The sequence below is a fragment of the Sphingobium sp. SJ10-10 genome (genome assembly GCF_036038995.2).
Lineage (GTDB): Bacteria > Pseudomonadota > Alphaproteobacteria > Sphingomonadales > Sphingomonadaceae > Sphingobium.
The window spans coordinates 1-25,227 of record NZ_CP158133.1 but is presented as its reverse complement, the minus strand read 5'-3'; the positions used below and the strand labels follow the sequence as shown (position 1 = coordinate 25,227).

The following is a 25,227-nucleotide window of genomic DNA, read 5'->3' as shown; positions in this document are numbered from 1 at the left end:
TGCTATGACCGATCGCAAGGCTGTCTGGGCGCAGATCGTCCCGATGCCGGGGGCCAATCTGGCGGCGCTGGCACAGAGTTATGAAGCGGCGGGGGTGGAAGGGGTCTGGGCGCCGCAAATGTTCGGCGCGCCCTTCACGACGCTGGCCGCCGTCGCGCCCGCCACGCAGCGTATCAAGCTGGGGACCGGCATCGCGCTGGCGTTCGTGCGCAGTCCGCTGGAAACCGCGTGCAGCGCCATCGACCTGGACCTCATCAGCAACGGCCGGATGGTGCTGGGACTGGGGTCGAGCGCGCAGAGCCAGATCGAGGGATCATTCGGCAGCGCCTATGGCAAGCCGCTCGCCCATATGCGCGAGATCGTGGGCATGATCCGCGCTGTCGTGGCCCGCGGGCATACAGGCGAGCTGACCGAACTGGCGGGAGACTATCACCGTCTCGACCTTTCGCACTTCCGCTTGCTGCACAAGCCGGTGCGCGGCGACATTCCCATCGTGCTGCCGGCGGTGTTCCAGAAGGCCTGCGCGCAGGCGGCGGAAATTGCCGACGGGCTGCTTGGGCATCCCCTGTGGAACGATGGCTGGATTGAGCGGGAAGTGGCCGCTCATATGAAGGCGGGGCTGGATCGGGCCGGCCGGGCGCGCAAGGACTTCTCGCTCAACATTTCGATATTCACGGCGATTTCTGACGACAGGCGAGAGGCGATCGAGGATTGCCGGGGGACTGTGGCTTATTACAGCCAGTCGCCCCAATATCTGCGCTATTTCGAGGAAATCGGTTTCGGCCGGGAGGCATCGGCGATTCAGGCCGCCTTCGCGCAGGGGGACATGGCGGGCATGGCGGCTGCCTGCACCGACGCCATGGTGGAAAGCATCGCCGTGGTCGGAACGGCCGATGAAGTGCGGGCCCGGGTTGCGCGGCGCGCGGCGCTGGCCGACGCGATTACGCCGTTGATCCCGCATTATGGCCTGTCGCCCGAAAAAAGCGCGATCTACACGCAGCGTATAGCGGAGACATTTTATGGCTGATTCCACCGCTGTCGCGGCCATGGCGGGGGGTGGGCTTTACAACCGGCATTCGGGCCTGCAACAGGCCAATCTGCAATCCGCGCTCCCCCTGCTGGAGGATGCGGCGCGAGCCATTGGCGATGCCTCCGTCGGTCCTGTCACCATAGTCGACTATGGCGCATCGCAAGGGCGCAATTCGATGGCGCCGATGGCGACGGCCATCGATCTGGTTCGTGCGAATGATGCGCGGCGGCCGGTTCAGGTCGTGCATACGGACCTGCCCTCCAACGATTTCACGTCGCTGTTCGGCTTGCTGGATCAGGACCCGGCCAGCTATCTTAACGGCCGGCAGGGCGTCTTTCCTTCCGCCATAGGCCGATCCTATTTCGATGCGATTTTGCCACCCGGCAGCGTGGATCTGGGTTGGTCCTCCAATGCGCTGCACTGGATGAGCCGTAATCCGGTCGACGTCGCGGATCATGGCTGGGCGATCTTCAGCCGGTCCGCGCAGGCGCGTGCCGCCGTCGATGCGGTGCTGGCGGAGGACTGGCTTCGCTTCCTGAAAGCGCGCGTCATTGAGTTGCGGCCGGGGGGGCGCCTGATCTGCCAGTTCATGGGTCGAGGCCCCGACAGCCACGGATTTGAATGGATGGCCGGGAATTTCTGGCAATCGATCGTAGACATGGAAGGCGAAGGACTGCTCAGCGCCGACGAAACGCTGAAGATGACAGCGCCTTCGGCGGGGCGTTCGCCCGATCAGGTGAGGGCGCCTTTCGATGCCGGGCTGGTGCCCGATCTGGTGCTGGAGCATCTCGCCGCGATCCCGTCCCCCGATCCCTATTGGGAGGGCTATCAACAGACCGGCAATGCGGCCGAACTGGGGCGGCAGTGGGCGGCCATGATGGGTGCGGCCAACGGCCCCAACTTCCTTGCACGCGTCGCTGCGTCCCGCGATCGGGACGCGCTGCTGGCCAGTCTGGTGCAGCGTGTGGCCGCCCGCGTTGAGGCAGATCCGCAGCGCAGCCGTGCCTTCATCCTGATCCTGTCCATCAGGAAGCCGGCTTGAAGCGCGATCTCCGCTGAGCGGGGTGCCCGGTCCGCGGCATCGGCAATGAACCAAAAGGGAGAGGAAGCAGCATGGCCCGCCTTGCAGAAAAGATTTGCATCATCACCGGAAGCGGGAGCGGCATCGGACGAGCCAGCGCGTTGATGTTCGCGCGGGAAGGCGCGACGGTGATCGTCGCGGACATTCGCGCCGAAGCGTCCGAGGCGACCGCGCAGGCCATTGTCGACGCCGGAGGATCGGCGCGCGCGATGACCGTTGACGTCGGCGAACAGGCCGATCTGGAACATATGATCGGCCAGACCGTCGCCGATTTTGGCCGCATCGACGTGCTCTTCAACAATGCCCTTTATGTCAATCAGGACCACGCCATGCGTGACATGGATTTCCTGGCTTTCGACCCCGACATCTTCCTTGCCAATGTGCGGGTCAACGTATTGGGAGCGGTTCTGGCGAGCAAGCTCGTCATTCCGCACATGCTGGAGCGCGGGGTGGGGTCGATCATCTCCACCTCGTCCGGCAGTTCCATGGGTGGGGATATCACCGCCTACAGCTATGGATCGTCAAAAGCCGCGCTCAACTGGTTCGTGCAGGCGATCGCCGCCACCTATGGCAAACAGGGCATCCGCAGCAATGCGATCCTTCCCGGTCCGACGCAGACGCCCGCCAAGCTGCAATGGTCCACGCCGGAAATGGATCGGCTGTTTCTGGAGGTGCTCAACACCCCCTTTATCGGCGAGCCGGAAGACATTGCCGCCATGGCGCTTTTCCTTGCGTCCGACGAGTCCCGCTACGTCAACGGCATGCTGTATCCGGTCGATGGCGGTCAGAGCTGCACCGTGCCGTTCATCAGCGTGACGCGGGCGCTTTCCCGAGGGTGAATGCAGCAATCCCAGATTTGAGGAAAACAGAAGAGGAGAGGATGATGGGCGTCGAACTGGAACAGAAGGTACGGGAATTTTGCGATGCCTGGGGCGACGGCAGCGATGCCAGCAGGCCCAATGTAGAGAAAATTCTGTCGATGATGGCGGAGGATGCCGAATGGCAGCTCTGGGTTCCCGGCGGTCCCGTCGTGAAGGGCAAGACGGCGTTGCGCGCAGAGATTGAGCGGCAAATGGCCTTCGCCACCAACAATAAATGCAATGAGGTGAACATCCTCTCCAACGACCGGATGGTGATGCAGGAACGGTCCGACACTGCCATCATCATGGGACGGCCCTGTCCGCATCAGATGGTCGCCATCTATGAGTTTGACGGGGCCGGGCTGATTTCACGCTGGCGCGAATATCTCGATATGGCGGACCTTACGCGCAAGATGGGCATAGACGAAGCCGCGGCAGGCGGTACGGAAGTGCCTGCCTGATTGCGTCAGGCGCGGAACAGGGCGATCAGGACTGCACAGGTCAGGATCGCCCAGATCTGAAATCCCCAGAGCAGCCAGCGCGGCGCGTGCCGCAACTCCATAAACTCGCGCCCGACTAGCAGAACCTTCGTGAAGGCGATGACGAGGATGACGGAGCGAAGCAGGAACGCATTGCCCAATGCCATCGTCTCGAACGACAGAAAGGTCGCGGCGATCAGCATCGCCCAGACCAGTGTGATGCGGCTACGCCAGATCATGGCCATGAAACGGATTCCCTAAAGCAGATAGAGCAGGGCGAAGAGGATGATCCAGAGCAGGTCCACCAGATGCCAGAAGGCGCCGCTCCCCTCGATCAGGGCGGCACCACCCTGCATCCGGCCGGTCCGGTCGAAGCGCGACAGGGTAAAGCACAGCACGCCCAAGCCGATCAGCACATGCACCAGATGGATGCCGGTAAACATATAATAATAGATCGAAAAACTGTTGCTGTTGAGCGTGAAGCCCTGGGCGATCTTCGCTGAATATTCGAACGCCTTGACGATGACGAAGCCGCTGCCGAGCAGGACCGCGCCCAGCAGCAGCGGTCGCGCCTTGTCGTCGTCACAGCGTACCGCCGCGACGGCCTGTGCGACAAGGAGACTGCTGGTCAGCAGCAAAAGCGTGTTGAGAAGGCCAAGGCTCCGGTCGAGCAGCGCCTGCGAACTTTCGAACAGCGCCAGTTCCCGCTGCCGAGCGAGCGCATAGGTGATGAAGAAGACGGCAAAGACGACAAGATCGCCGCCAATGAACACCCATACGCCTTCCTCTCCCGGCACATGGCCGCGCGGAGGCGAAGCGGCGGCTTGCGAAGCAGCCATTATTCGCCGCCCAGCGCGTCGCGCTTGATCGCGCCGAGCATGGCGAAGATCATCAGGTTGAACCAGATGCCGAACACGACGGCGGGCATCCAGAAAGCCAGGGCGCCGTTCCAGGCAAAGGGTCCGGTCTTGAACAGGCCGATCGCCAATCCGGGCAGCAGCAGCACGCCGGTCCACAGGTTCATATAACCAAGCCAACGCGGCAGGATGGGCTGCGCGCGGCGGTCGCCCAGAATGACGAAACCGGTCAGCAGATTCTGCACGAAGGCGGGCACGGCCGGCATGACGAACAGCAGGAAGGCGATATCACTCAACGCACCGATAACGGCGTCCGGCCGGTCGGTCCGATAGGCGGCCGCCGTGAAGATCAGCCCGGCGAAGAATAAAGTGACGAAGCCAAAGGCCACGACCATCACAAAGGCCCAGGTCAAAGGCGAAACCGGCCCTTCGATCTTCTTCATGAAGGTGGCGACCGCTGCCAGAAAGGGGAAGAACAGCACGGAGGAAGAGGCGATCAGGATAGCGCCTGCCAATATGCCGATCTGGTGGCTGCGATAATAAGCAGCCACTTCCGCAGCGGGCATGGATGGGGCCAGCGGCGGGAACATGTGCGCGACCGGCCATATGCCGACGAACATCATCGTACCGGCAATGGCGCCCATATAGGTGCATAGCTTCATCGTCATGCTCTTGGTCGTCATGCGGCCTCCCTCTGCCCTGTTTTGTTGTGCAGGCGGAAGATTGTGAAGCGAACGCGTCCAGGCCACCCGCCCATGGATAGGGTTCCTGTCGGCGATCCCGCCTGCACAAGGGTAATATTCTTGCCACGGCCACCGGCAAAGGCGGCGACAGAGGAGCAGCGGAGAGGGTGATGAGCGACATTGAGGCGAACAAGGCGGTGGCCCGCCGCTACATGCGGGCCGTGGAGGAGGGCGACGTCGAGACGATCGAGGCCCTTCAGCATCCCGATTGCCAGTGGTGGATATTGGGCCATGGCGACATGAGCCGGGCCGACTTCATCGCCAGCGTGAAAGGCGGACTGCTGAGTGCGCAGAAGCGAACGGCCGAGGTGGTCGGGATAACCGCCGAAGGGGACCGGGTGGCGGTGGAAGTCAGGGGCGAGATGGTCTTTCCGGACCGGGTCTATCGCAACGAATATCATAATCTGCTGATCATCCGGGACGGGCAGATCATTTCCGGCAAGGAATATATGGACACCCGCGCCGTGGCCGAGGCCTTTTCGGCGGGGGAGGGCGGGCAGTGACGCATGCCGCTCCGCTCAACAATTATGACGATGCGGCGGTCGGCCGGATCACCGCCTTTGTCGAGCAACTGACCGGCGGCAAGGTTGTCGGGCTTGAGCGCCTCGTCCGCTGGCGCCCCTCCTGGTTCGTCGACGTCGAAAGGGAGGGGACGGTCTGCCGCCTGCACCTGCGCGGCGACCGGGGCGGCGACGTGTCCATCTTTCCCGACCTCAAGCGCGAGGCCGACGTCATCGCCCTGCTTCACAGCCAAGGACTGCCGGTGCCGGAGATTTACGGGTATCTTGCCGATCCGCCATGTATCGTGATGGAGGCGATCGAAGGGACGCGAGATTTTTCGGCGCTCGATGCCGCCACGAAAAGCGCCATCGGCCGCGTCTATATGCGGGCGGTTGCCGCGATGCACCGGTTGCCGGTCGAACCCTTTATGGCCGCCGGCGTGCATCGGCCCGAGGGCGCCGAGGCGATCGCGCTGGTCGGACTGGACGCCTATATGCCGCATTACCGGCGAACCAAGAGCCGGCCCGAGCCGTTGCTGGAATTCGTCATCGGCTGGCTTCGCCGTAATGTGCCGCGGCACCGCCAGCGCGCCAGCTTCATCCAGTTCGATTCGGGCCAATATCTGGTCGATCAGGGCGCGATGACCAAGCTCTACGATTTCGAATTTTCGATGATCGGCGATCCGCTGGTCGACATCGCCACCATGGGGATGCGCAACAGCTATGAGCCGTTGGGCGCACCGCTGCCGGAACTGGTGCGCTATTATGAGGAAGCGACGGGTGAGCCGGTCGATCATGACGCGGTGGTTTTCCACGTCCTGCAATTCTCCCTGCTCGGCACGATGCAGTTCACCGGGACTGTCGGCAAGCCATGTCCCGGCGATCCGCATTCGGTCTATCTCATGTTTGATCTTGCGCTGCGCCGCTCCATCCTGCTGGCGCTGTCGCAGCTGACCGGCGATGCGCTGCCCGGACTGCCGCCGCTGGAACAGCGCACGGGTGACAATGCGCCGCTGCTGGCCAAGCTGGCCGATACGCTCGGGGCGCTTCCGGTGACGGGGGAGGCGGCCGAATCGCATAAGGCGCAGGTTGCCGAACTGATCGAATGGGTGCAGCGCGCCGACGATCACGGGGCGGACATGGTCGCGCGCAATATTGCGGATGTGTCCGCGCTTCTTGGTCGCCGCTTCGACCGCTGGGCTGACGCCGCCGAGGCGCTGGAGGCCCATATCATCGAAGCGGGACCGGAGGAGGACGCCGCGCTCATCGCCCTGCTCGCGACGATCGAGGGGCGGCGGCTGCAACTGTTTGGGCCGACTGTGCTGGGCGAAGCGGCGCGCCATGTCGTCCTGCCGATGACGCGTCTGGACTGAAGGGCGGTCGCGCCCTTGCCGTCGGACAGGTCACGCCCCTGTCCTTTATGGCGATGCCAATATGGAGGACAGGAGCAGGATATGAGCGAAAAGATAGTGCTGGTGACGGGCGCGACGCGCGGGCTGGGGCGCGGCATGGCGCGGGGCCTGGCCTCGCGGGGCCATGTGGTGGCGGTCACCGGGCGCGACCGGGCGCAGCTTGCCGAGGTCGTGAAGGAGATTGAAAGGGCGGGCGGCAAGGGCATCGCGCTGGCATGCGATCACCATGACGATCGCGCCGTGGAAAGGGCGTTCGCGCAACTGGCCGAGTGGACGGATGGCAGGCTGGACCTGCTCGTCAACAATGCCGCCGCGGTTTACGGACCCGAACTGGTCGCGCCGGGCGGTTTCTGGGAAAAGCCGCTCAGGCTGGCGGACATGATCACCATCGGCCTGCGCTCCAGCTATGTCGCGGCCTATCATGCCGCGCCGATGATGGTGGCGGCCGGCAAGGGCCTGATCGCCAGCATTTCCTTCTATGGCGCGGTGTCCTATTTTCACGGGCCGGCCTATGGCGCGGCAAAGGCGGGGACGGACAAGATGACGGCCGACATGGCGGTCGATCTTGCGCCGCATGGCGTTTCCGCCGTCTCCTTCTGGCCGGGCTTCATTCTCACCGATGCGGTGAAGGCCATGCCGCCCGAAATGATGCCCGAAGACCTGCGCGCCGCCATGCCCCATTGGGAAACGCCGGAATTTTCCGGCCTTGTCCTCGACCGGCTCGCGCAAGACCCGGACCTTGCCTCCCTGTCGGGCCAGGCGCTGATCGGCGCGGAACTGGGGGAGCGCTACGGCATCCGGGATACGGACGGGAAGCAGCCCCTATCCTATCGGGCGACGATGGGCGCGCCGACGCCTTTCATGCCGTCCGTCCGGCAAGGTTGAGAGGACAGAAATCAGGAGAGGAAAGGCAAAAGCGATGATCGATGCCGTGCTGGTCGTGCTGACCAAAGCCGTTCCGGGCCGGGAGGCCGATATGGAGGATTGGTACAGCAACATCCATATTCGCGACGCGCTGCGTTTCCGGGGGTCGGTGACGGCGCAGCGCTTCCGGCTCGCCGTGGAGCAGCCCTGTCCGCCCGAAGGCTTTGACTGGCAGTATCTCGCCTTCTACGACGTATTCGACCCGGTTCGCTTCAGTCGTGAGCATCTGGACAATGCGCTGACATCGCGGATGCAGGTGTCGGACGCCATTGATGACAGCCTGCTCTATGACTTTCATTATTATCCGTTGCTCTTTCAGGACAATGATCCGGAGGTCGCGCATTGCGGCGGCGTCATCCTGGAGGAATTCAACCCGCTTGCGGGCAGCGATGACCGTTTCAGACGTTTCTATGCGGAAAGCTATTTTCGCGAGGCGGCCGCCCGACCCGGCGTCAAATCGGCCGCTTTCCTGACCTTTCGCACCTTTGGCCAGATGATCCCGATGACGCCCGACTATCGCTATGTCGCGATCTACAGGATCAACGATCCGGACGCTGCCCATCAAGCATGGAGAGGCGCGGACGCCCTGCTGGCGAACAGCGGCCTGCTCCGGCCCGAGGGGATACGCATCACGCGGTGGGACCGTGCGACACCCCGTCTCACCAAGGACGATGTCCAGCATCCGACCGCCGTCGGCCTGGCGGAAGAAGAACGCGCCCGGGCGCAAATGGGCGACCGGGTACGCACCGGCGGCACGGAAAAGCTGGCGATGAGCTGATCCGTCAGGCGGTCGGGGGGCGATCGACGATGGTGCGCATCCGGCGATAGGCCGGGCGCGCCGCCATCCGCTCGACATAGGCGGCGATGTTCGGATGTCCCTCCACGTCGACGGACATGAACAGCCGCGTGGTAGTGAAAGGAAAAGTCATCATGATGTCGGCTGCCGTGAACCGGTCGCCCGCCATATATGGTTTATGCGAAAGCCGGTCGTCGACAAGTGTCAGCAGGCGCGCCGCATGGGTCCGTCCCGCGACACGGGAGGGGTGATCCTGCGCGATGCCTGCGCGTTCGGCCATGATCTCGGTCACCAGCGCCGGCATCAGGGATGATTCGGCGAAATGGAACCAGAAAAGATAATCAGCATAGTCCGGATCGCCGGGATTGGCGCGGAGCGTGCCCTTCCCTTGCGTCGTGGCGAGATATTCCATGACCGCCCCGCTCTCGGCGATCCGACGCCCATCGGCCTCGATCACGGGTGAAGAACCCAGCGGATGCAATGCCTTATAGGCGGGCTCCGCCGCGAGCGTTTCCAGCCGCGCATAGAAGCGGATGTCATAGGGCCACTCCACTTCCTCCATCAGCCAAACCGCGCGTTCGGAGCGGGACCTGTTAAGTTGAAAGATGGTGATGCTCATGAAGGGCTCTCCGCTTGAGGGGCGCCATAGATGCGCCGCTTATCAATTCCGCCAAACCTATCTTTATCTAGGTATCGCGGAGCGTCCGCCGTGGCAGCGTCCCGCTGCGGCGGAAGCCCAGCGGTCCCGCATCCATGAGAGACAGGAGAGAAGATGCCCATGACGGATTTATCGGGACGCGTCGCTATCGTCACCGGATCGGGCGCCAATATCGGGGAAGCCTGCGCACGAGCCCTGGCAAAGGCCGGCGCGGCAGTTATCCTGGCGGATATCGCGGTCGAGCGGGCAGAGGTCGTCGCCCGATCTATCCAGGCTTCGGGCGGACAGGCGACGGGGATGTTCCTCGATCTTGCGCAAGAGGACAGTATCACGGCGCTGGTCGAAGATGTGATGCGGCAGCACCAGCGCATCGACATCCTTCACAACAATGCCGCCGATACGCGGCTGGAGCAGATGGCGGCAGATGGCTCGCTTCTCGATCTCGATGCCGCGACCTGGGATCGCGCCTTCCACATCAATGCCAGGGGCACGATGCTGATGATCAAGGCGGTCGCTCCGCACATGATTTCAGGCGGCGGCGGTTCCATCATCAACACTTCGACGGGTGTGGCATTGACCGGCGACATCAACAATCCTTCCTATTCCGCGTCCAAGGCGGCTGTGAACGCCCTGACCCGCAATGCCGCCGTGCAGTTCGGCCGGTTCAATATCCGGGTCAATGCGGTCGCGCCGGGCCTCGTGCTCTCCCCCCTTGCCCGGGAGATGATGACCGCCGATCAGATCGCCATGGTCCAGCGGCATGTCCTTCTGCCGCGCGAGAGCGTGCCGGAGGATATTGCCGGCGCGGTGCTGTTCCTGGCATCGGATGGCGCGGCCTTCATCACCGGGCAGGTGATCGGGGTAGACGGCGGTATCGTTAACCACACGCCCTATGTCGCAGATATGCTGGAAAGCATGAACCGGGCGCACTGACCGGAAAGAGGGCGGGATGGGCATATTCACGCATGTCTGCCTTGGCAGCAACGATCTGGGACGGTCCGCCCGTTTCTACGATGCGGTGCTTGCGCCGTTGGGGATCGTCAATCTTGGCCCGTTTCTGGATCAGGGCATCGGCTATGGGAGACGGGTGCCCGAATTGCTTATCCTGCGCCCGCTCCACGGTCGGGCGACATGCGCCAACGGTGCGACTTTGGGATTGAAGGCGCCGGATCGCCGCGCGGTCGATCATTTTCATCGCGCAGGTCTGGCCGCGGGCGGCAAGGATGCCGGGCCGCCCGGTCCGCGCGGAGCGGTGCCCCATGCCTATGGCGCCTATCTGCTGGACCCCGATGACAACAAGATCTGCGCCTACTGCTTCGACCCGCCATAGGCGCACAGCTATCGATAGTCGGGCGCCCGGCGCTCATCAGGGAAACAGGAGGATATGGAATGGTGGGATCATTGGAGGGGCGCGTGGCGATCGTGACGGGCGCGGCGCAGGGCATCGGACGGGAGGTGGCGACAGTGCTGTCGGAGCGCGGCGCGACCGTGATTCTGGCGGACATATTGGCAGATCGGGTGGAGGCGGCGGCGGATTCGCTGCGCGGCAAGGGTCTTCGTGCCGAGGCGGAGACGTTCGACCTGACCGATGAGGACAGCGTCTGCGCTGCGGTCGCGCGGATCGCTGGCCGGCACGGGCGGATCGACATCATCCACAATAACGCCGCCTATCAGACGATCGAGCAGCGCGCCCTCGACCGCGATGTCGTCCATCTCGACACCGGCGCCTGGGACAAGGCCTTTGCCGTCAATGCGCGGGGGCCTATGCTGCTGTGCAAACATGCGCTGCCGGCCATGATCGCGGGGGGCGGTGGTTCGCTCATCCATTCCGCATCCGGTTTCGGCCTGCTGGGTGAAATGACGCTGACGGCCTATGGCGCGTCCAAGGCGGCGCTTATTAATCTCAGCCGCTTTCTCGCGACCCAATATGGCAAGCAGGGAATCCGGTCCAATGTGATCGCCATCGGCTTCGTCCTCAGTGATACGGCCGTCGAAACCACACCGCAGGCGGTCAAGGACGTACTGCGCGACCATCATCTCAATCCCGACCTCGGCAGCCCTCGCGATATCGCCCATGTCGTTGCCTTTCTGGCCTCGGACGAGTCCCGCTTCATCAACGGCGCGATGATCCCGGTGGACGGCGGCTTTACCGCGCATCAGCCCACAATGGTCGATTTCCAACGCCTGTTCGAGGCATCGGGGAGCAATCAGTTGTAGCCGACCAGCGCGCCGTCATAGCAGCGCGTCGACAAGCTTCGCGGTTTCGAGATCTTCATAGGCGGTGGTCAGCCGCAGATGATTCATGACGTTGATCTCCCAGCCATAATTGACGACGGGCGTCGTCAGCCAGCCGATATAGACGCCCCATATCAGGGTCCGCCGATATTCTTCCCAGGCACTGTCGAAGGCGGGAGGGCGCGCCACGCCTTCCTGTCCCAGGCGGTCCAGATAATAGCCCAGAAGATCGCGCTCATGCGCCCGCCGGTCCGCGATGGAAAGGCCGGTGGTCACGATATAGTTGACGTCGTGCATCGCGTAACCGCGCACCATGAGCTGCCAGTCGAGCAGGCCCGCTGTTCCGTCGGGCAGGCGGTAGCTGTTGCCGAGATGAGTGTCGCCATGCAGCAGCGTCTGGGGCAGGGTCGATTGATGCCGCTGGACCGCCTGCACGCCGGCAAGCAGCCGGTCCGGCGTCGTGCGCAGCCGCTGCACCATCTCCCGTTTGAAATTTTCGGTCTCGACCTCATGCGCGATATAGGCGGGCGCCAGTTCATTCATCATCGTTGCGACCGCGCCTTCGACATGCGTTTCGACCCAGGCCAGATCCGCGCTGAAGCGGGGCGACTCCCAGAAGCGGGCGTGCAGCCGGGCCAGTTGATCCAGCAGGGAGCGCACATCATCCGGCCCGGTCCGCACGGTCGTATTCGGGAAGGTCGCGCCCCGCACGCTCAGCTCTTCGAGCAACAGGCCGAAATGCGTGGTGGACGGATTGAAGTCGCCACCGAAACAGCGCGGCGCTTCCATCGCGAGTTCCGGCCGGATTCCCCGGTAGAAGGCCACTTCATTGGCGTAGAAGGGCGCCATGATCTCATCGACCGCCCGGGTCAGCTTGAGCACCAGGCGGTTGGGCAGGTCAGGGGGTGTGTCATCGGTATAATCGACCTCGATCGACACGCGCCCGGCGGTCGACACCATCTGCTCGCCATAGGTCTTGGCATCGATGATGCGCAGGCCGACGGCGGTTGCGCCCGCTACGGTCGTGGCCAGCAGCTGGTTGATATAATCGACGGTGATCCCGTCCGTGGATGTGGGATGTTTCAAGGCCATAAGGATACTCATCGGAACAGAGGGCGGTTCAGCTTGCCGAGGGCGTGACAACAGCGACCCTATCCAATTGCAGGTTCCTTGATCGACGACGTGGCCAGTCTGACCGAAACGGAGCCTGCGGGCTTTTGGTACAGGAGAGAGCTATGCGTGAAGCTGCGTTGGAACTGCTCAACCGGACGATGGACGAGCAGTTGAAGCGATCCGAGCATCCCAGCGATTTTCCGGCCCTTCCCCCGATTCCCGCCGGCCGGTACACCGACCCGCGTTTCGAGGCGCTGGAAAAAGACGGGCTTTGGAATCGGACCTGGCTGCTGGCCGGCATTGCGTCCGACCTGCCGGAGCCGGGTTCCTATCGTCTGTTCCAGCATCTGGACCGCTCGGTCATTCTCTCGCACGGCAAGGATGGCCGGATACGGGCGTTCCATAATGCCTGCCGTCACCGGGGGTCGCCGCTTCTGCTCGAACCGCAGGGGCGGGCCATGCGCTTTATCTGCCCCTATCATGCCTGGGGTTACGATCTGGAAGGAACACTCAAATCGGTGCCAAGCCAGCATGATTTCGCCTGTCTCAACAAGGCGGAGAACGGCCTGATCGAAGTGCGATGCGACACCTATCGCGGTTTCATCTTCATCAATTTCGATGATGACGCGGAACCGTTACAGGAGTTTCTGGGTGAATTCGTCGCGCTGACCGAAGGATATCCGCTGGATCGAATGGTGGTGAAGGATCATTTCTTCATCGAAATGGCGTGCAACTGGAAAATCGCCTATCATAATTTCCTTGAGATCTATCACGTCAATACGGTTCATCCTAAAACACTGGCACCGCATCTGGATTCCCGCAGTTTCGTGATTGCCCTCTATGAAGGCGGTCATATGCGGTTCGGCACGCGCAAAAAGGGCGGGGAGTCGCTGTTCAAGACCCCGCCGATCAAACCGGACGACATCGCGCCGGTTTTTCTGGAAAATACGGTTGCGCTGCCGACCTTCCCCAACACGTTTTTCTCGCTCGATCCGGTGGGGTTCAACCTGCAATGCTTCTGGCCGGTGGGTTCCGATCGGTCGATCATGGAAGTGCGTCAGATGGGGTGGGCAACCGAGAGTGAGGATGACAGGCTTTATTGGCAGGGCATGCGCGAGGCGACCGAACATATCCTGTCCGAAGATCTGTGCCTGTTCGAAAATATCCAGCAATCGCTGAGGAACGGGACGATCCCGTCAATCTGGGCGGGCTATCAGGAGCGCGCGCTTTACTGGTTCGAGGAAGAAATCGATCGGCGCATCGGGCCGGACCGGGTGCCCGCCGACTTGCGTGTCCAGCCGCGCATCGCGTCCTTCATGGCGCCGCGCAGCGCATGATCGCGCCGGTCGAGGCGGGGCGGCGGCGTTAGAATCGATGGCCCCCAGCCGCGGCCCGTGCGCGGCAGGGGGCCATGACCGTCATTCGCCCAGCAGTTTCCAGCTGCCCAGATCCTCGCCCGCGGCGAAGAACCGCTCGTTCATCGGCAGGCCGTTCTGGCCCCAATGGTCCATGTTCGCCACCCAGGCCTGAATACCGTACATCACCCAGCGCGGTACCTGTTCATTCCAGATGGTGTCGAGATCGATGACGTTGGTCGCGCCTTCCCTGATCAGGCAGTCGCGATAATGGGCGATCAGGTCGCGATGATTTTGGCGGCGCTCCTCGATCGTCAGCGATCCGACGGTGAAATAGGTGAGGTCGCGCCATGGCCGCCCGCGCCGGCCCAATTGCCAGTCGACCCACATGCGCTCGCCATTGGGCAGGATATAGGTGTTGCCCTGATGGCAGTCGCCCAGGATGATGCAATAGGGGGCATCGAAGGCGCGTTCGAATTCCACCAGCCGGTCATAGGCGCGCTCGACCCGGCGTGCGTCGTCCAGATAATGTCTGGGCGCGATGGCGCGGAAATTGGGGTCTTTCAGATTCTCGCCGATCCAGTGCCACATGATGCGAACCTGATTATAATCGACCGGAACCGCCATGGATGTCGGCAGCCAGGGCGCCGCTTGAGGGGTGATCAATGGGCTGTCCCACAGACCCGCATGCAGTTTTGCTAGATCCGCCAGCGCGGTCGCGACCCCTTCGACACCGGCATGCTGGGTCGAATGGCCGAACTTCCCGCCCCGATCGGTGAGATCCTCCAGCACGATGACGCCCTGCGCCGACCCGTCGTCATCCCAGTCGGCATAATAGCAGCTGGCCGTGTTGGCGGTGAGTTTGTCCGTCAGGAAATGATAGAAGCGCGCTTCAAGCGCATGGATGTCGACATCATCGAACATGCCCGACCAGTTCGACTTGATGCACAGATTGCGCGGCAATCCGGCGGCCTGCCCGGCCTCGTTCCAGTCCACGGCAACGCGCAATTTCGTGGTGTGGCTGTCGAACAGTTGCACGACCTCCATCGATTGCGCGACGACTCCCGGATATTTGTTGGCCAGCAACGATCCCAGCCACGCGGCGTCCGGCGTGAACCGGCCGCGGGGCAGGGCGGCGGCGCGGGCGGGATAGGGACGGGGGACAAGATGCCGGTCGATGACGGCAACGGGGGCGACGGCAGGCTCGCTCATGCAATGTCCTCTCTCTTGGGGACCGTGCCGCAGCTCTGCATCGATGCAGTCATCCGGCATGATCCTGGTGCAGAGGCGATTTTGGTCGCCCGAACGGAAATCGAGCCTGCCGGGCGGTAGGTCGATTGGAGCCGCCGTTGCGTGGGGGCGTCAGCCTTGCATCGCGCCGAAACAGGTCCGCAATTCTTCGACGAAAAGCGCCGGCTGCTCGAAGGCCGCGAAATGGCCGCCGGCATCCAGTTCGTTCCAGTGAATCAGACGCGGGTAGCTGCGTTCCGCCCAGCGACGCGATGGACGGAAGATTTCCTGCGCAAAGATGCTCACGCCCACCGGAAGGTCCAGTTTTCGGGCCTGAAACGCACTGGCGCTTTCCCAATAAAGCCGCGCCGATGAGGCGCCGCTGTTGGTGAACCAGTAGAGGCTGATCACGTCCAGCATTTCGTCCTGCGTCAGGGCATCCTCCGGCACACCCTGATTGTCGGTCCACGCCTGGAACTTCTCGTAGATCCAGGCGGCCTGCGCGACGGGTGAATCGGCAAGGCCATAGCCGATCGTCTGCGGGCGGGTGCCCTGCAATTTGGCGTAGCCGGAATCATGATCCTGATAATATTGCATCCGCTCGACCGTTTTGGCCTCGGCGGGGGTCAGATCGGCAAAGTCGCTTTCCACCGGAAAGACGAGCGGCATGTTGAGATGGACGCCGATGCATTCCGGCGGCGCCGCCATGGCGATGGCGGTCGTGACCGCCGCGCCCCAGTCGCCGCCCTGCGCGACGAAGCGGTCATAGCCCAGCCGGCGCATGAGCTGAATCCAGCCATCCGCGATTGTCTCGACGCCCCAGCCGGTGGCCATTGGCTTATCCGAAAAGCCGTAGCCGGGCAGGGAGGGTATGACGACATGGAAGGCCGGGGCATCCGGCGCGCCATGGGCGGCGGGATCGGTCAGTGGTCCGATCACCTTCAGAAACTCCAGCACCGATCCCGGCCAGCCATGGGTCAGGATCAGCGGCAGCGCATCCGGCCGGGGGCTGCGCACATGGATGAAATGGATCGAAAGACCGTCTATCGGGGTGGTGAACTGGGGCAGGGCATTGAGCGTCCTTTCGCACCGCCGCCAGTCATAGCCCTCCGCCCAATAGGCGCACAGATCGCGCAGCGCCGCGAGTGGCACCCCCTGGCTCCAGTCGCTGACCGTCTGCGTCTCGGGCCAGCGGGTGCGGCGTAATCTTTGGCGCAGATCGTCCAGAGCCTCCTGTGGAACATTGGCGCGGAAGGCGGTGATGGCGGCGGTCATCCGATCACCCCCCTCGTCAAAACTGGATGCTGAGCGCCGCGACGGTGCCCAGATCCTCGCCCGCCACGAAGATGCGCTCGACGATATGCGTGCCCTTCTGGCCCCATTCGTCCATGTTCGCGATCCACGCCTGCATCGCATAGGGCGGCCAGCGGCGATAATATTCCCACAGCGTGTCGTCGTCCGGCACGCCGAGCGCCCCCGTTTCGACCAGGCAGCGGCGATAGTGGCGCAGCAATTCCCGGTCATGGGCGCGCCGTTCCTCGATCGTGAGGGCGCCCAGCACGAAATAGGTGAAGTCGCGGATCGGCCGTCCCTTGCGGACGAGCTGCCAGTCGAGCCAAACGCGCTCGCCATCGGGGCGGACATAGCTGTTGCCCTGATGGCTGTCGCCATGGACGAGGCACCATGGCCCCTGTTCCTTGGTCCGCGCGAAATCGATCAGGGCGTTGTAGACGTGATGCAGGCGGGAGAGATCGCCCTTGATCCAGCCCGGCAGGAAGGCCTGATAGTCAGGCTTGGCATGGTTCTGCTCGGCAAAGCCGTACATCATGGTCAGTTGCTGCGTGTCCACCGGCGTCGCCATGGAGACGGGCAGCCAGTCAGCCGCGTGAAGGACGGGGCTGTCCCAGAAGGCGCCATGAATGCGGGCGAGGCTGGCGACCGCGCGCGCCGCTTCCTCCACGCCCATATGGTCGGTGCTGATGCCGAAATGGCCGCCCTCAATGGACAGATCCTCCATCACGACCAGTCCCTGACCGCTGTCGGGGCGCGGGTCCCATGCCTCGAAATAGGATCGCGGGGCGGGGAAGGCGACGTGGCGGCGAAAATCCTCATAGAAACGGGCTTCGAGGCGGCAGATGCCCTGACTGTCGAACTGCGCCCAATTGGCCTTGAGGCAGACATTTTCGGGAATGCCCGCCGCCTTGCCGACATCGTTGAGGGTCAGTCTCACCTGATATTTGGTGGTGTGGCTGTTGCGGAGGAACACCTCCTCCATCCCCTCGACCACGATGCCGGGATAGCGCGGCTGCATGATCTGCGTCAGCCATTGCGCTGTCACATCGTCCAGATGGGCGGGAATGCCGACCGGATTGGGCATGCTCGACATGCGGGAAGTTCCTTATCTGATTTTCTTGAGTTCGCGCAGCGCCCGGTTGGCTGCGATCCGCCCGGCAATGCCCGATACGCCGCCGCCCGGATGCGCGCCCGCGCCACCGATCAGGAAGCCGGGGAAAGGCGGCTTGGGGCCGCCAAAGCCGGTGGCAGGGCGATGGACGCCCGAGCGCAGCGCGCCGAAGTCGATATGGGTCACGCAGCCATTGGTGACGTTGAGGCGCGTTTCGCGTTCCCGCGCGGTCTCGACGAAGCGGCCGACCTCCGTGTCCAGACCGTCGTAAAATTCACCCAGATGGCTGATGACAGAGGCCATGGTCCTGTCCTTGAGCGTGGGCGACCAGCCTTCCCGCGCATCCACGGCCACGCCCGGCAGGTAGACATAGGCGAGCGAGCCGCCGGGAGGCGCCTGCGTCGGATCGGAATTGGACAGCGGGCTGAGCGACATGGCATGCCGGTCGGGAATGTCGCCGCGCCGCGCCATGGCGAAGGATTGGCGCACTTCCTCCGGTGTGCCGATCAGGCCGACCGCCTTGTTGAGATCGGCGTCATCATGGCGCAGGTCCTGATGCTTCTTGAGGCTGAGCGGACCCGACATGGCGATGTTGGCGAGGAAGGGCGCGGCGTTCGACCGGTTCGCCGGGGCATGTTCGATCCGCTGTGTCAGCGCACGCGGCACGCCGCCGGGCGTCGTGAGGCGCATGGCCGTGCGGGGATCGCAGGTCGCGATCACCATTTTGGCGCGGATGACCCGACCGTCCTCCAGCCGCACGCCCTTTGCCGCGCCGTCATCGACGATGATCTCGGCGACGGGCGCATTGAGTTCGATCGTCGCGCCCGAAGCCTCGATGCTGCGCGCGAGCGCGTCGGAGAAGGATTGCAGGCTCCCGATCGGCTTGCCGGTGCCATATTTATGGGTGACGGCGAAGATCATATAGGCGGCGGCATTGCCGTCATCGTCGACGGGGCCAGCCCCTGCCGCGATGCCGAGCAGCAGGGCGATCGTTGCCGGATGCTCGAACCGCTCGCACGCGATCTGGTCGGCCGTCGCCTTCGACATGGCGATCAGCTCGTCCTTCAACCGGACATTGCGGACCGCGCTGCCGATCATCTTGGAGAGATTTCTGACGTCCGGCCGCCCCGGCTCGGCCATCATGAGCGGAAAGCCAATGTCCATCATGACGTTCAGTGTCTTCATGAACTCCAGATAGGCCTTGCCGTCATTGCGGTTGATGCGCGTAATATCCTCGGCCGTGCGATGATAGTCGTAGAAAAGCGCGATGGAGCTGCCGTCGGGATGGAGATAGGCGTAGGTCGGATCGGGATCGACAGTGCGCAGGCCGTATTTGTGCAGGTCGAAGTCCTCAATGATGCCGGATTTGCGCGCGAACAGCAGTTCGACGGCGCAGGGCGTCACCATATGCTCCGGAGCTTCGGGAATCATATAGCCCGAACTGGTCATGCCGCCGACCTTGGCCAGGCGCTCGACCACGACGACCTTCTTGCCTGCCTTCGCCAGATATCCGGCGGCGGCCATGCCATTATGCCCTGCGCCGATGACGACGACGTCGACCTGATCCGTCATTTCCTGTTCCCCTTCTTCGTGCCCGGTCAGCCCTTCGCGGCGGCGGTATAGGCCTTGCCCCATTCGGCCAGCGCAACGAGGCGGGTCTTGCGATCGGCCTGGATCTGCGGGATTTTCCCCTCATCCGGACCATCGGGCACGATCACCAGCGGTTCCTTGCCGAGGCTGGCGAGGGCAAGAGCGCAGACCTCGGCGGGATCATAGGCAATGGAATAATCCATCCCCAGCCCCTCGGTGGCGCGGCGCAGGGTCGGCGTGTCCATGATCGGCGCGGCCATGCCGACGATGTCGACATTCTGCCCGTCCAGTTCCGCCCAGAGCGATTCGACGAAATTGAGTTCGAAAGCCTTGGTTGCGGAATACATGACAAGCCAGGGCTGCCCGCCAAGGCCCGCGCCGGATGACATGACGACGAGGCCGCCCTTGCCGCGCTTCAGGAAGCGATTGCCAAAACCATGGACCGCCTCCAGCACATTGGCGGCGTTCATCGTCAGCAGCCGCAACGAGCGATCGACCGGTGCGCCCAGGAAGCTGTTGCCCGCGCCGTCGGCGCCGGCATTGGAAATATAGAGGCCGATGTCGAGATCGGCGGTCGCCTCGACCAGTCGGCTGCCCATGCCCTGTTCGGTGAGGTCGGCGGTGATGGCCCGATATTCGATGCCATGTTCGGCCGCCAGCCGTTGGCCCAGCGCATCGAGCGCCTCCTGCCGGCGTGAGACGAGTACCAGATGGATGCCCATGGCGGCGAGCTGTTCCGCATAGCAGGCGCCGGTCCCTTCGGAAGCGCCGGCGATGACGGCCCAGGGACCGTATTTTTCGGCGAAAGCGGCGCGGTCGAAGGGCGGAAGGTCGATTTTACGCATCGCGTGCAAGTCCTCTCTTGGTGCCGGCCTTATCGGCGCTGTCGGCGATTGCGCGGACCCTAGAAGAGGAGCGCCCCGCGACAGCCTATCGGGAGGCAGGGCCGCATCAAATCGGAATGAAACGGCCCATGGGGAGGCACATGGCAAAAGAATGTCGGAGGGGTGCTTGTCGTATAATGACAAAAACGTCATTAAATGAAAATGCTAATGAGAGGAGGTGATTCGGATGCGATCTGAAGCAGTGGAAAAGCGCATGGCGGACAAGCGGCCTGTGGCCTTCGTCGCTGATCCCGTGGGCATCGCCGCATCGCTGCGGTCCTTGCTGGAGGACCATGCCGCCGCCTGCGAACGCGAGCGGCGGATCGTTCCGCCGGTGATGGCGGCGTTGCGCGCGTCCGGCCTGTTCCATATCACGGCGCCCCAGCGCGCGGGCGGCCCCGGACACAGGCTGACCACCCATATCGAGACCGTGGTCGAACTGGCCAAAGGCTGCGTCGGCACCGCCTGGGCCTATGGTCTTTTGTCGGGGATCACCGGGACCGCGCTCGCACTGCCGCCGACCATGACTGGGCGGCTGTTCCGAACCGGCGAGGAACTGTTTTGCAGCGCCTCCGCGCCTTCTGGCAAAGCGGTCGCGGTGCCGGGCGGCTATCGCGTTTCGGGGCGGTGGGGCTATGGATCGGGATGCCTGCATGCCGACTGGGCGCTGAACGGCGTCATGATCGATACGGATCGGGGCGCCGAACAGGCTCTGGCGTTTCTGGACCTGCGCGATGCGGCCTGTTCGATCGAGGACAACTGGCATGTCGCGGGCATGGCCGGCTCCGGCAGCAACATGATTGTCGCGCAGGATTTGTTCGTGCCGGAGGAACTGATCCTCTGGTCGTCGCGCAGGCCGCCCGCCGAGGCGATCCTGGCGATGGAGGGGCTGGAGCCGCGCGACCGCTGGCCAATGGAGCCGCTATTTCCCCTCGGCGTGCTCGCGCCGATGCTGGGCGCGGCGACGGCGCTGCTCGAAGGTGTGGTGCAGGCGATGCCCAAGCGGCAGGTGGTGGGCTGGACCTATGCCGGGCAGAGCGGTTCGGAGGCGTTGGTCGGCATGACCGGCCGCGCGGCGATGGAGATCGATTCGGCCTGGCTGCATGTGCGCCGGGCCGCCGGGATGCTGGACGAAACCGCGCAACGCCGCGTGCTCACGGGCTTTGACAAGGCGCAGCTCCAGGCCGATTGCGGCTATGCGATGGAATTGCTGCGCGCGGCGGGCAACCGGCTGATGGATGTCGCCGGGCCGGGCGCCTTCGCCCTTTCCAGCCCCTTGCAGCGGATGTGGCGCGACCTGAGCGTCGGCACCCGCCACAATGCACTGAACGGTCAGCTTTCGCTGGAGCTTTACGGCCGGGCGATCACGGGCCTTCCGTCCAATATTGCCCTGCTGCCCGACATCACGCCGGCCCCGGTCTGGGCGGAACCGAAATGACAGGAGGACATATCATGGCACAACCGACCGCGCAGGAGATGGCGACATTCCTGAAGACGCAGGCCGACCTGTTCAGCGAGGGCCGTATTGACGATTTCATTGCGGCGTTCCGCGCGATCGCGCCGGGCGGCTTCAAGGTGCAGGACCCGGCCACCGGCCCGGTGCAGGAAGGCTGGGACAAGCTGGAGGCGCTGTGCGGGCAATATGTCGGATGGAAGCTGATCGTCGAGGATGTGAAGGTGAGCGGCAACGAAGCGGTCATCTATGTCCGCAATGAAGGCGACTATAACGGGCATCCTGTCAGCGTGCACAGCATCGAACATTATATATTCGGCGAGGATGGCAGCCTGCTTGCGCGCTATTTCCACCCGATGCAATAGGGAGGCGATGACCAACGCCGTGCCTGCTTCCCCCACTGTCGATCCGCGCACGGCGGCGGCGGCAATCAGGCGTGCACGGATGCGTGAGCGGTTGCTGGACGCCGTGCTCGACCTGTATCAGCCGGGGCAGGGCAGCGGCAGTCTGGTGATCGACGACGTGATCCGCGCCGCGGACGTGTCGCGCGGCAGTTTCTACAAATATTTCGACTCCCTTGACGCTGCGGTGAATGAACTGGGCGAGCGGATGACGGCGGACCTGATCGCCGATTTCCGCAGGCTGTTCGACGATGTGACGGACCCGCTGGTCCGGGCGGTCGGCGGCGCGGCCATGGCGATGGCGCGGGGATGGCATGATCCGCGCTGGGGCGGTTTTACCTGCCGCGTCGACTATGTCGATTATTTCGCGCGGGCGAGCATGTTCGACCTGCTGGTGCGCGACGCGCTGGATGCCGCGCGGAATGGCGGGCAGATGACGTTCCGGTCGCTCGACGTGGCGGTGGATCTGATCGTCGGCATGACGATCGAGGCGCGGCGGCGCCTGATGCTCCGATCGGTCGAGCCACGCGCCTATATTGACGAGATGATTGAACGCACCTTCGCCGGGCTTCGGGCGGACCCTGCCGCCATCGAAGCGGCAAGCGTGCGGGCATGGGATGTGATGATACAGGCCGCGCCCGGCCTTGGCTGGTGGCGAAGTGGGGAGGGGCTGGGCTGACCGACGGACCCCGAATGCAATCGGAGAGGAATTGGCTCCAGGAGTGGCCGATGCCCTAGAGCCGGGTCCAGCAAGGCGTCCCGGCCTTGTCCAGCGGACCGCAACTGGCCACGCGCGTCGCGCCGTTGGAAGCGATCAGGATCAGCCAGTCGCCGCTATCCTCGCACCGCAGCGCCCAGGCGGCATTGGGACCGATATCGCCCCTGAACAGAGCCTTGGACGTGCGCGTGCATGTCTGTCCCGCATCATGCATGAGCTTGGCGAAGGCCGCGCTCCGGCCGGTCGCACTCTGGGTTTCGATGGCGTTGCTGTAGATGTTGCGGCTGCTGCCCTGCCGCGTCATTTCGGCATAGCCGATCCGGACGAGCAATATGACCGCGATCATTGCTGTGGGCAGCAGCGTCCACAGCATCGCGCGACGAATGTTACCGCCGGCATGGCCGCATGCGCGGCACCACCCTCCATAACCTTCCTGCGGCGTTTTGCATCTGGGACATTTCATCATGCCGCTCTACAGGCGCCCGGCCCAACGACACCCTATCCTTGGAGAGGAACGGACCGCTCTGCGCTGCTCCATTCTATAGAATATGGAATCGCAGGACATATATTCCGAACCCTATTGGGGTTTGACCCCGGATTGGCGCGATTCGGCCGAGCCGTTACAGTCCCCGGCGACGCGGCGTCAGGCCGTGGCGGCCGTGCTGCGGTCAAGGATCGTGTCCGGCGCCATTCCGCCCGGCGCTCTGCTGCGGGAAACGGCGCTGGCGCAGGATCTGAATGTGAGCGCGACACCCATTCGGGAGGCGCTGGGCACGCTGGCCTCGGAGGGGCTGGTCGAGGTCGAAACGCACCGGCTGAAGCGGGCGACACCGATCGACCCTGACGTGACCCGGGACCTGATCCGCGTGCAGGCCGAACTGTGGCGGCTGGGTTATGGCTGGGGCATGCCCCGTATCGGCGCGGCGGAGATCGTAGCACTGGAGCGGGCGATCGCGCGCTATCGGGCGGCAGTGGAGAGCGGCGAATATATGGCCGCGGTCATGGCCAGCCTCGATTTCCATACCATTTTCATCAAGGCCTCGGAGAGCCGCGAACTGTTGCGCTCGACGCTGGACCGGCGCGGGCTGATCGCCCGCTTCATTTTCCTGCACGGCATTGCAACTCTGAGCGAAAGCGGTCTGCGCCACCATGAGGCAATATTGCAGGCGTTCCTGGAGGGTGATCGGGACGGCGTGCTGGCCTGCCTCGACCGGATGGCGGCGCGTCTGATCGCCCTATGTGATAGCGAAGCCGTGCCGGGCGACGATCAAGATCAACACCAAAAGGACTGACAATGGATTTCGAACTGCCCGAAGAATATCGTTCCTTCCGCGACATGGTGCGCCGCTGGGTGGACAAGGAAGTGCCCAAGGACTGGGCGCGCGCACTGGAGAAGGACGAGCATAACTATCCCTTCGCCCTTTGGGACAAGTTCACCGAAGCGGGTTTCCACGGCGTCGGCATATCGGAAGACTATGGCGGGCAGGGCGGCGACGTCGTCATGCAGATGCTACTGGCGCGGGAACTGGCCCGGTCGCTGGGCGGGCTGGCGTGGATATGGGGCATCACCAGCTTCGCCGGGTCCAAATCCATCGGGCTTTATGGGTCGGCCGAACAGAAAGCGAAATATCTGCCACTGATCGCGACAGGCCAGTTGAAGGCCGCAATCGCCTTTACCGAGCCGGGCGGCGGCACGGACCTGCTGGGCGCGATGGCCACCACCGCGGATCGGGTCGATGGCGGGTGGAAGCTCAATGGCGAGAAGATCTGGTCTTCCTCCGCGCATGTCGCCGACTATCTGCTGGTGATTGCGCGCAGCGACAGGACCGTCGAGAAGAAGCATCAGGGCCTGACCCTCTTCTGGGTGCCGACAAATACGCAGGGCGTGAAGATCACGCCGCTGGCCAAGCTTGGCATGCGATCGATGGGCAGCTGCTCCGTTCATTTCGAGGATGCGTTCGTCGCGGACGAGCATGTTCTGGGTGAAGCGGACAAGGCCTGGTACATGCTGCTGCCCACGCTCAACAATGAGCGCATCATGGTAGGCGCCTTCTGCCTGGGCGTCATCGACGGCGTGCTGGAAGACGCGCTCGACTATATGAAGCAGCGCAAGGCCTTTGGCGGGATCATCGGCCGGTTCCAGAGCTTGCAACATTATATCGCCGACATCGCGACCATGCAGAAGACGACCGAACTGATGCTGCATTACTGCGCCGACAAGCAGAGCCGGGGCGAGAATGTCGGCGTCGAGGCCAATATGCTCAAGCTCATGGCGTCCGAAAACGCCAATGCCGCAGCCGATATGGGCATCCAGATATTGGGCGGCATGGGCTATTCGGCGGAAACCGACATGCAGCGCTACTGGCGCGACAGCCGCCTGTGGCGCATTGGCCCCATCACCAACGAAATGGTGCGCAATGGCATTGCGGAGAGCCTCGGCCTGCCGCGATCCTTCTGAAAGACAGGTGCCTGGCGGGTGGACGGTGTCCCAATGTCCACCCGAA

At 63.6% G+C, this 25,227-nt stretch carries 28 protein-coding genes; 17 read left to right on the top strand and 11 right to left on the bottom strand.

All coding sequences use genetic code 11. From position 1 onward, the window contains the following. The first annotated feature begins 4 nt into the window (after nucleotides 1–4). The 4 genes from VVT58_RS15840 (at nucleotide 5) to VVT58_RS15825 (ending at nucleotide 3,432) form a co-directional block, all read left to right on the top strand. A complete protein-coding gene (locus VVT58_RS15840; protein ID WP_066563111.1) occupies nucleotides 5–1,027 on the top strand; it encodes an LLM class flavin-dependent oxidoreductase in 1,023 nt (340 codons plus the stop codon). Further along, entirely contained in the window at nucleotides 1,020–2,072 is a 1,053-nt protein-coding gene (locus VVT58_RS15835; RefSeq protein ID WP_066563109.1) for a hypothetical protein, read from the top strand. Before VVT58_RS15840 ends, VVT58_RS15835 begins: the two co-directional genes overlap by 8 nt. A gap of 71 nt (nucleotides 2,073–2,143) precedes the next feature. Continuing rightward, nucleotides 2,144–2,950, top strand: coding sequence for an SDR family NAD(P)-dependent oxidoreductase (locus VVT58_RS15830; protein ID WP_066563107.1), 807 nt, complete (start codon nucleotides 2,144–2,146; stop codon nucleotides 2,948–2,950). A gap of 41 nt (nucleotides 2,951–2,991) precedes the next feature. Further along, nucleotides 2,992–3,432, top strand: a complete 441-nt coding sequence (locus VVT58_RS15825) for a nuclear transport factor 2 family protein (protein ID WP_082749142.1) — start codon at nucleotides 2,992–2,994, stop codon at nucleotides 3,430–3,432. 5 nt (nucleotides 3,433–3,437) lie between these two features. Here the strand turns inward: VVT58_RS15825 and VVT58_RS15820 are convergent, their stop codons facing one another. From VVT58_RS15820 to VVT58_RS15810, 3 genes are read right to left on the bottom strand one after another with little or no spacing between them, the layout of a single operon-like run. Then, entirely contained in the window at nucleotides 3,438–3,695 is a 258-nt protein-coding gene (locus VVT58_RS15820; protein ID WP_327754020.1) for a cytochrome C oxidase subunit IV family protein, read from the bottom strand. 12 nt (nucleotides 3,696–3,707) lie between these two features. Then, nucleotides 3,708–4,289, bottom strand: coding sequence for a cytochrome c oxidase subunit 3 (locus tag VVT58_RS15815; RefSeq protein WP_327754019.1), 582 nt, complete (start codon nucleotides 4,287–4,289; stop codon nucleotides 3,708–3,710). After that, entirely contained in the window at nucleotides 4,289–4,990 is a 702-nt protein-coding gene (locus VVT58_RS15810; RefSeq protein ID WP_066563097.1) for a hypothetical protein, read from the bottom strand. The genes VVT58_RS15815 and VVT58_RS15810 overlap by 1 nt, the downstream gene beginning before the upstream one ends. 170 nt (nucleotides 4,991–5,160) lie before the next feature. On the opposite strand from VVT58_RS15810, the gene VVT58_RS15805 reads away from it, so the two are divergent. The 4 genes from VVT58_RS15805 to VVT58_RS15790 all read left to right on the top strand — a co-directional run bounded on the left by VVT58_RS15805 (nucleotide 5,161) and on the right by VVT58_RS15790 (nucleotide 8,664). Beyond that, the gene (locus tag VVT58_RS15805; RefSeq protein WP_066563095.1) at nucleotides 5,161–5,553 is read left to right on the top strand and encodes a nuclear transport factor 2 family protein; all 393 of its coding nucleotides are present in this window, start codon (nucleotides 5,161–5,163) and stop codon (nucleotides 5,551–5,553) included. After that, nucleotides 5,550–6,923: a phosphotransferase gene (locus tag VVT58_RS15800; protein ID WP_102999822.1), complete on the top strand. Its 1,374-nt coding sequence runs from the start codon at nucleotides 5,550–5,552 to the stop codon at nucleotides 6,921–6,923. Before VVT58_RS15805 ends, VVT58_RS15800 begins: the two co-directional genes overlap by 4 nt. Nucleotides 6,924–7,004: 81 nt before the next feature. After that, nucleotides 7,005–7,847, top strand: coding sequence for an SDR family NAD(P)-dependent oxidoreductase (locus VVT58_RS15795; protein WP_066563091.1), 843 nt, complete (start codon nucleotides 7,005–7,007; stop codon nucleotides 7,845–7,847). Between the two features lie 34 nt (nucleotides 7,848–7,881). Next, nucleotides 7,882–8,664: a hypothetical protein gene (locus VVT58_RS15790; RefSeq protein ID WP_066563090.1), complete on the top strand. Its 783-nt coding sequence runs from the start codon at nucleotides 7,882–7,884 to the stop codon at nucleotides 8,662–8,664. Between the two features lie 4 nt (nucleotides 8,665–8,668). Here VVT58_RS15790 and VVT58_RS15785 read toward each other — a convergent pair whose 3' ends face one another. Further along, complete coding sequence (locus VVT58_RS15785; protein WP_222886158.1) at nucleotides 8,669–9,301, bottom strand: glutathione S-transferase family protein; 633 nt, start codon at nucleotides 9,299–9,301, stop codon at nucleotides 8,669–8,671. Nucleotides 9,302–9,460: 159 nt separating this feature from the next. Between VVT58_RS15785 and VVT58_RS15780 the strand changes: the two genes are divergently transcribed. The 3 genes from VVT58_RS15780 to VVT58_RS15770 are packed head-to-tail and all read left to right on the top strand — an operon-like array spanning nucleotide 9,461 to nucleotide 11,557. Then, nucleotides 9,461–10,273, top strand: a complete 813-nt coding sequence (locus VVT58_RS15780) for an SDR family NAD(P)-dependent oxidoreductase (protein WP_226869983.1) — start codon at nucleotides 9,461–9,463, stop codon at nucleotides 10,271–10,273. 16 nt (nucleotides 10,274–10,289) lie between these two features. Next, nucleotides 10,290–10,670: a VOC family protein gene (locus VVT58_RS15775; protein WP_066563076.1), complete on the top strand. Its 381-nt coding sequence runs from the start codon at nucleotides 10,290–10,292 to the stop codon at nucleotides 10,668–10,670. A gap of 59 nt (nucleotides 10,671–10,729) precedes the next feature. Next, complete coding sequence (locus VVT58_RS15770; RefSeq protein ID WP_066563074.1) at nucleotides 10,730–11,557, top strand: SDR family NAD(P)-dependent oxidoreductase; 828 nt, start codon at nucleotides 10,730–10,732, stop codon at nucleotides 11,555–11,557. A 15-nt stretch (nucleotides 11,558–11,572) separates the two neighbouring features. Here the strand turns inward: VVT58_RS15770 and VVT58_RS15765 are convergent, their stop codons facing one another. Continuing rightward, a complete protein-coding gene (locus tag VVT58_RS15765) occupies nucleotides 11,573–12,667 on the bottom strand; it encodes a phosphotransferase (RefSeq protein WP_066563072.1) in 1,095 nt (364 codons plus the stop codon). A 143-nt stretch (nucleotides 12,668–12,810) separates the two neighbouring features. Here VVT58_RS15765 and VVT58_RS15760 point away from each other — a divergent pair, with 143 nt between their 5' ends. Then, entirely contained in the window at nucleotides 12,811–14,025 is a 1,215-nt protein-coding gene (locus tag VVT58_RS15760; protein ID WP_066563070.1) for an aromatic ring-hydroxylating dioxygenase subunit alpha, read from the top strand. A gap of 81 nt (nucleotides 14,026–14,106) precedes the next feature. Here VVT58_RS15760 and VVT58_RS15755 read toward each other — a convergent pair whose 3' ends face one another. The 5 genes from VVT58_RS15755 to VVT58_RS15735 form a co-directional block, all read right to left on the bottom strand. Further along, the gene (locus VVT58_RS15755) at nucleotides 14,107–15,255 is read right to left on the bottom strand and encodes a phosphotransferase (RefSeq protein WP_102999824.1); all 1,149 of its coding nucleotides are present in this window, start codon (nucleotides 15,253–15,255) and stop codon (nucleotides 14,107–14,109) included. A 150-nt stretch (nucleotides 15,256–15,405) separates the two neighbouring features. Continuing rightward, nucleotides 15,406–16,548 (bottom strand): epoxide hydrolase family protein, encoded by a 1,143-nt coding sequence (locus VVT58_RS15750; RefSeq protein ID WP_327754018.1) that lies wholly within the window; start codon nucleotides 16,546–16,548, stop codon nucleotides 15,406–15,408. A gap of 16 nt (nucleotides 16,549–16,564) precedes the next feature. After that, nucleotides 16,565–17,659 carry a phosphotransferase gene (locus tag VVT58_RS15745; RefSeq protein WP_327754016.1) on the bottom strand — a complete coding sequence of 365 codons (1,095 nt, stop codon included), beginning with the start codon at nucleotides 17,657–17,659 and terminating at the stop codon, nucleotides 16,565–16,567. 12 nt (nucleotides 17,660–17,671) lie between these two features. After that, on the bottom strand, nucleotides 17,672–19,249 hold the full coding sequence (locus VVT58_RS15740; RefSeq protein ID WP_066563924.1) for an NAD(P)/FAD-dependent oxidoreductase: 1,578 nt from the start codon (nucleotides 19,247–19,249) through the stop codon (nucleotides 17,672–17,674). Nucleotides 19,250–19,275: 26 nt separating this feature from the next. Beyond that, the gene (locus VVT58_RS15735; RefSeq protein WP_066563066.1) at nucleotides 19,276–20,112 is read right to left on the bottom strand and encodes an SDR family oxidoreductase; all 837 of its coding nucleotides are present in this window, start codon (nucleotides 20,110–20,112) and stop codon (nucleotides 19,276–19,278) included. A gap of 226 nt (nucleotides 20,113–20,338) precedes the next feature. Here VVT58_RS15735 and VVT58_RS15730 point away from each other — a divergent pair, with 226 nt between their 5' ends. Genes VVT58_RS15730 through VVT58_RS15720 form a run of 3 tightly spaced genes read left to right on the top strand, consistent with a single transcriptional unit; the run spans nucleotide 20,339 to nucleotide 22,684 of the window. Further along, nucleotides 20,339–21,589, top strand: a complete 1,251-nt coding sequence (locus VVT58_RS15730) for an acyl-CoA dehydrogenase family protein (RefSeq protein ID WP_206377302.1) — start codon at nucleotides 20,339–20,341, stop codon at nucleotides 21,587–21,589. 14 nt (nucleotides 21,590–21,603) lie between these two features. Further along, nucleotides 21,604–21,969 (top strand): hypothetical protein, encoded by a 366-nt coding sequence (locus tag VVT58_RS15725; RefSeq protein WP_066563922.1) that lies wholly within the window; start codon nucleotides 21,604–21,606, stop codon nucleotides 21,967–21,969. Nucleotides 21,970–21,976: 7 nt separating this feature from the next. Continuing rightward, complete coding sequence (locus tag VVT58_RS15720) at nucleotides 21,977–22,684, top strand: TetR/AcrR family transcriptional regulator (protein ID WP_066563063.1); 708 nt, start codon at nucleotides 21,977–21,979, stop codon at nucleotides 22,682–22,684. Nucleotides 22,685–22,739: 55 nt separating this feature from the next. Here the strand turns inward: VVT58_RS15720 and VVT58_RS15715 are convergent, their stop codons facing one another. Then, entirely contained in the window at nucleotides 22,740–23,096 is a 357-nt protein-coding gene (locus VVT58_RS15715) for a hypothetical protein (protein WP_066563057.1), read from the bottom strand. 175 nt (nucleotides 23,097–23,271) lie between these two features. On the opposite strand from VVT58_RS15715, the gene VVT58_RS15710 reads away from it, so the two are divergent. Together VVT58_RS15710 and VVT58_RS15705 are read left to right on the top strand one after the other, a co-directional pair. Further along, nucleotides 23,272–24,015, top strand: coding sequence for a GntR family transcriptional regulator (locus tag VVT58_RS15710; protein ID WP_066563056.1), 744 nt, complete (start codon nucleotides 23,272–23,274; stop codon nucleotides 24,013–24,015). 2 nt (nucleotides 24,016–24,017) lie between these two features. Beyond that, on the top strand, nucleotides 24,018–25,181 hold the full coding sequence (locus tag VVT58_RS15705) for an acyl-CoA dehydrogenase family protein (RefSeq protein WP_327754014.1): 1,164 nt from the start codon (nucleotides 24,018–24,020) through the stop codon (nucleotides 25,179–25,181). Nucleotides 25,182–25,227: the final 46 nt, after the last annotated feature.

What these genes read in the sequence shown, in the direction of transcription:
- VVT58_RS15840 (WP_066563111.1), top strand. Translation starts at nt 5, where the DNA reads ATGACCGATCGCAAGGCTGTCTGGGCGCAGATCGTCCCGATGCCGGGG.
- VVT58_RS15835 (WP_066563109.1), top strand. Translation starts at nt 1,020, where the DNA reads ATGGCTGATTCCACCGCTGTCGCGGCCATGGCGGGGGGTGGGCTTTAC.
- VVT58_RS15830 (WP_066563107.1), top strand. Translation starts at nt 2,144, where the DNA reads ATGGCCCGCCTTGCAGAAAAGATTTGCATCATCACCGGAAGCGGGAGC.
- VVT58_RS15825 (WP_082749142.1), top strand. Translation starts at nt 2,992, where the DNA reads ATGATGGGCGTCGAACTGGAACAGAAGGTACGGGAATTTTGCGATGCC.
- VVT58_RS15820 (WP_327754020.1), bottom strand. Translation starts at nt 3,695, where the DNA reads ATGGCCATGATCTGGCGTAGCCGCATCACACTGGTCTGGGCGATGCTG.
- VVT58_RS15815 (WP_327754019.1), bottom strand. Translation starts at nt 4,289, where the DNA reads ATGGCTGCTTCGCAAGCCGCCGCTTCGCCTCCGCGCGGCCATGTGCCG.
- VVT58_RS15810 (WP_066563097.1), bottom strand. Translation starts at nt 4,990, where the DNA reads ATGACGACCAAGAGCATGACGATGAAGCTATGCACCTATATGGGCGCC.
- VVT58_RS15805 (WP_066563095.1), top strand. Translation starts at nt 5,161, where the DNA reads ATGAGCGACATTGAGGCGAACAAGGCGGTGGCCCGCCGCTACATGCGG.
- VVT58_RS15795 (WP_066563091.1), top strand. Translation starts at nt 7,005, where the DNA reads ATGAGCGAAAAGATAGTGCTGGTGACGGGCGCGACGCGCGGGCTGGGG.
- VVT58_RS15790 (WP_066563090.1), top strand. Translation starts at nt 7,882, where the DNA reads ATGATCGATGCCGTGCTGGTCGTGCTGACCAAAGCCGTTCCGGGCCGG.
- VVT58_RS15785 (WP_222886158.1), bottom strand. Translation starts at nt 9,301, where the DNA reads ATGAGCATCACCATCTTTCAACTTAACAGGTCCCGCTCCGAACGCGCG.
- VVT58_RS15780 (WP_226869983.1), top strand. Translation starts at nt 9,461, where the DNA reads ATGACGGATTTATCGGGACGCGTCGCTATCGTCACCGGATCGGGCGCC.
- VVT58_RS15775 (WP_066563076.1), top strand. Translation starts at nt 10,290, where the DNA reads ATGGGCATATTCACGCATGTCTGCCTTGGCAGCAACGATCTGGGACGG.
- VVT58_RS15770 (WP_066563074.1), top strand. Translation starts at nt 10,730, where the DNA reads ATGGTGGGATCATTGGAGGGGCGCGTGGCGATCGTGACGGGCGCGGCG.
- VVT58_RS15765 (WP_066563072.1), bottom strand. Translation starts at nt 12,667, where the DNA reads ATGGCCTTGAAACATCCCACATCCACGGACGGGATCACCGTCGATTAT.
- VVT58_RS15760 (WP_066563070.1), top strand. Translation starts at nt 12,811, where the DNA reads ATGCGTGAAGCTGCGTTGGAACTGCTCAACCGGACGATGGACGAGCAG.
- VVT58_RS15755 (WP_102999824.1), bottom strand. Translation starts at nt 15,255, where the DNA reads ATGAGCGAGCCTGCCGTCGCCCCCGTTGCCGTCATCGACCGGCATCTT.
- VVT58_RS15750 (WP_327754018.1), bottom strand. Translation starts at nt 16,548, where the DNA reads ATGACCGCCGCCATCACCGCCTTCCGCGCCAATGTTCCACAGGAGGCT.
- VVT58_RS15745 (WP_327754016.1), bottom strand. Translation starts at nt 17,659, where the DNA reads ATGTCGAGCATGCCCAATCCGGTCGGCATTCCCGCCCATCTGGACGAT.
- VVT58_RS15740 (WP_066563924.1), bottom strand. Translation starts at nt 19,249, where the DNA reads ATGACGGATCAGGTCGACGTCGTCGTCATCGGCGCAGGGCATAATGGC.
- VVT58_RS15735 (WP_066563066.1), bottom strand. Translation starts at nt 20,112, where the DNA reads ATGCGTAAAATCGACCTTCCGCCCTTCGACCGCGCCGCTTTCGCCGAA.
- VVT58_RS15730 (WP_206377302.1), top strand. Translation starts at nt 20,339, where the DNA reads ATGCGATCTGAAGCAGTGGAAAAGCGCATGGCGGACAAGCGGCCTGTG.
- VVT58_RS15725 (WP_066563922.1), top strand. Translation starts at nt 21,604, where the DNA reads ATGGCACAACCGACCGCGCAGGAGATGGCGACATTCCTGAAGACGCAG.
- VVT58_RS15720 (WP_066563063.1), top strand. Translation starts at nt 21,977, where the DNA reads ATGACCAACGCCGTGCCTGCTTCCCCCACTGTCGATCCGCGCACGGCG.
- VVT58_RS15715 (WP_066563057.1), bottom strand. Translation starts at nt 23,096, where the DNA reads ATGCTGTGGACGCTGCTGCCCACAGCAATGATCGCGGTCATATTGCTC.
- VVT58_RS15710 (WP_066563056.1), top strand. Translation starts at nt 23,272, where the DNA reads ATGGAATCGCAGGACATATATTCCGAACCCTATTGGGGTTTGACCCCG.
- VVT58_RS15705 (WP_327754014.1), top strand. Translation starts at nt 24,018, where the DNA reads ATGGATTTCGAACTGCCCGAAGAATATCGTTCCTTCCGCGACATGGTG.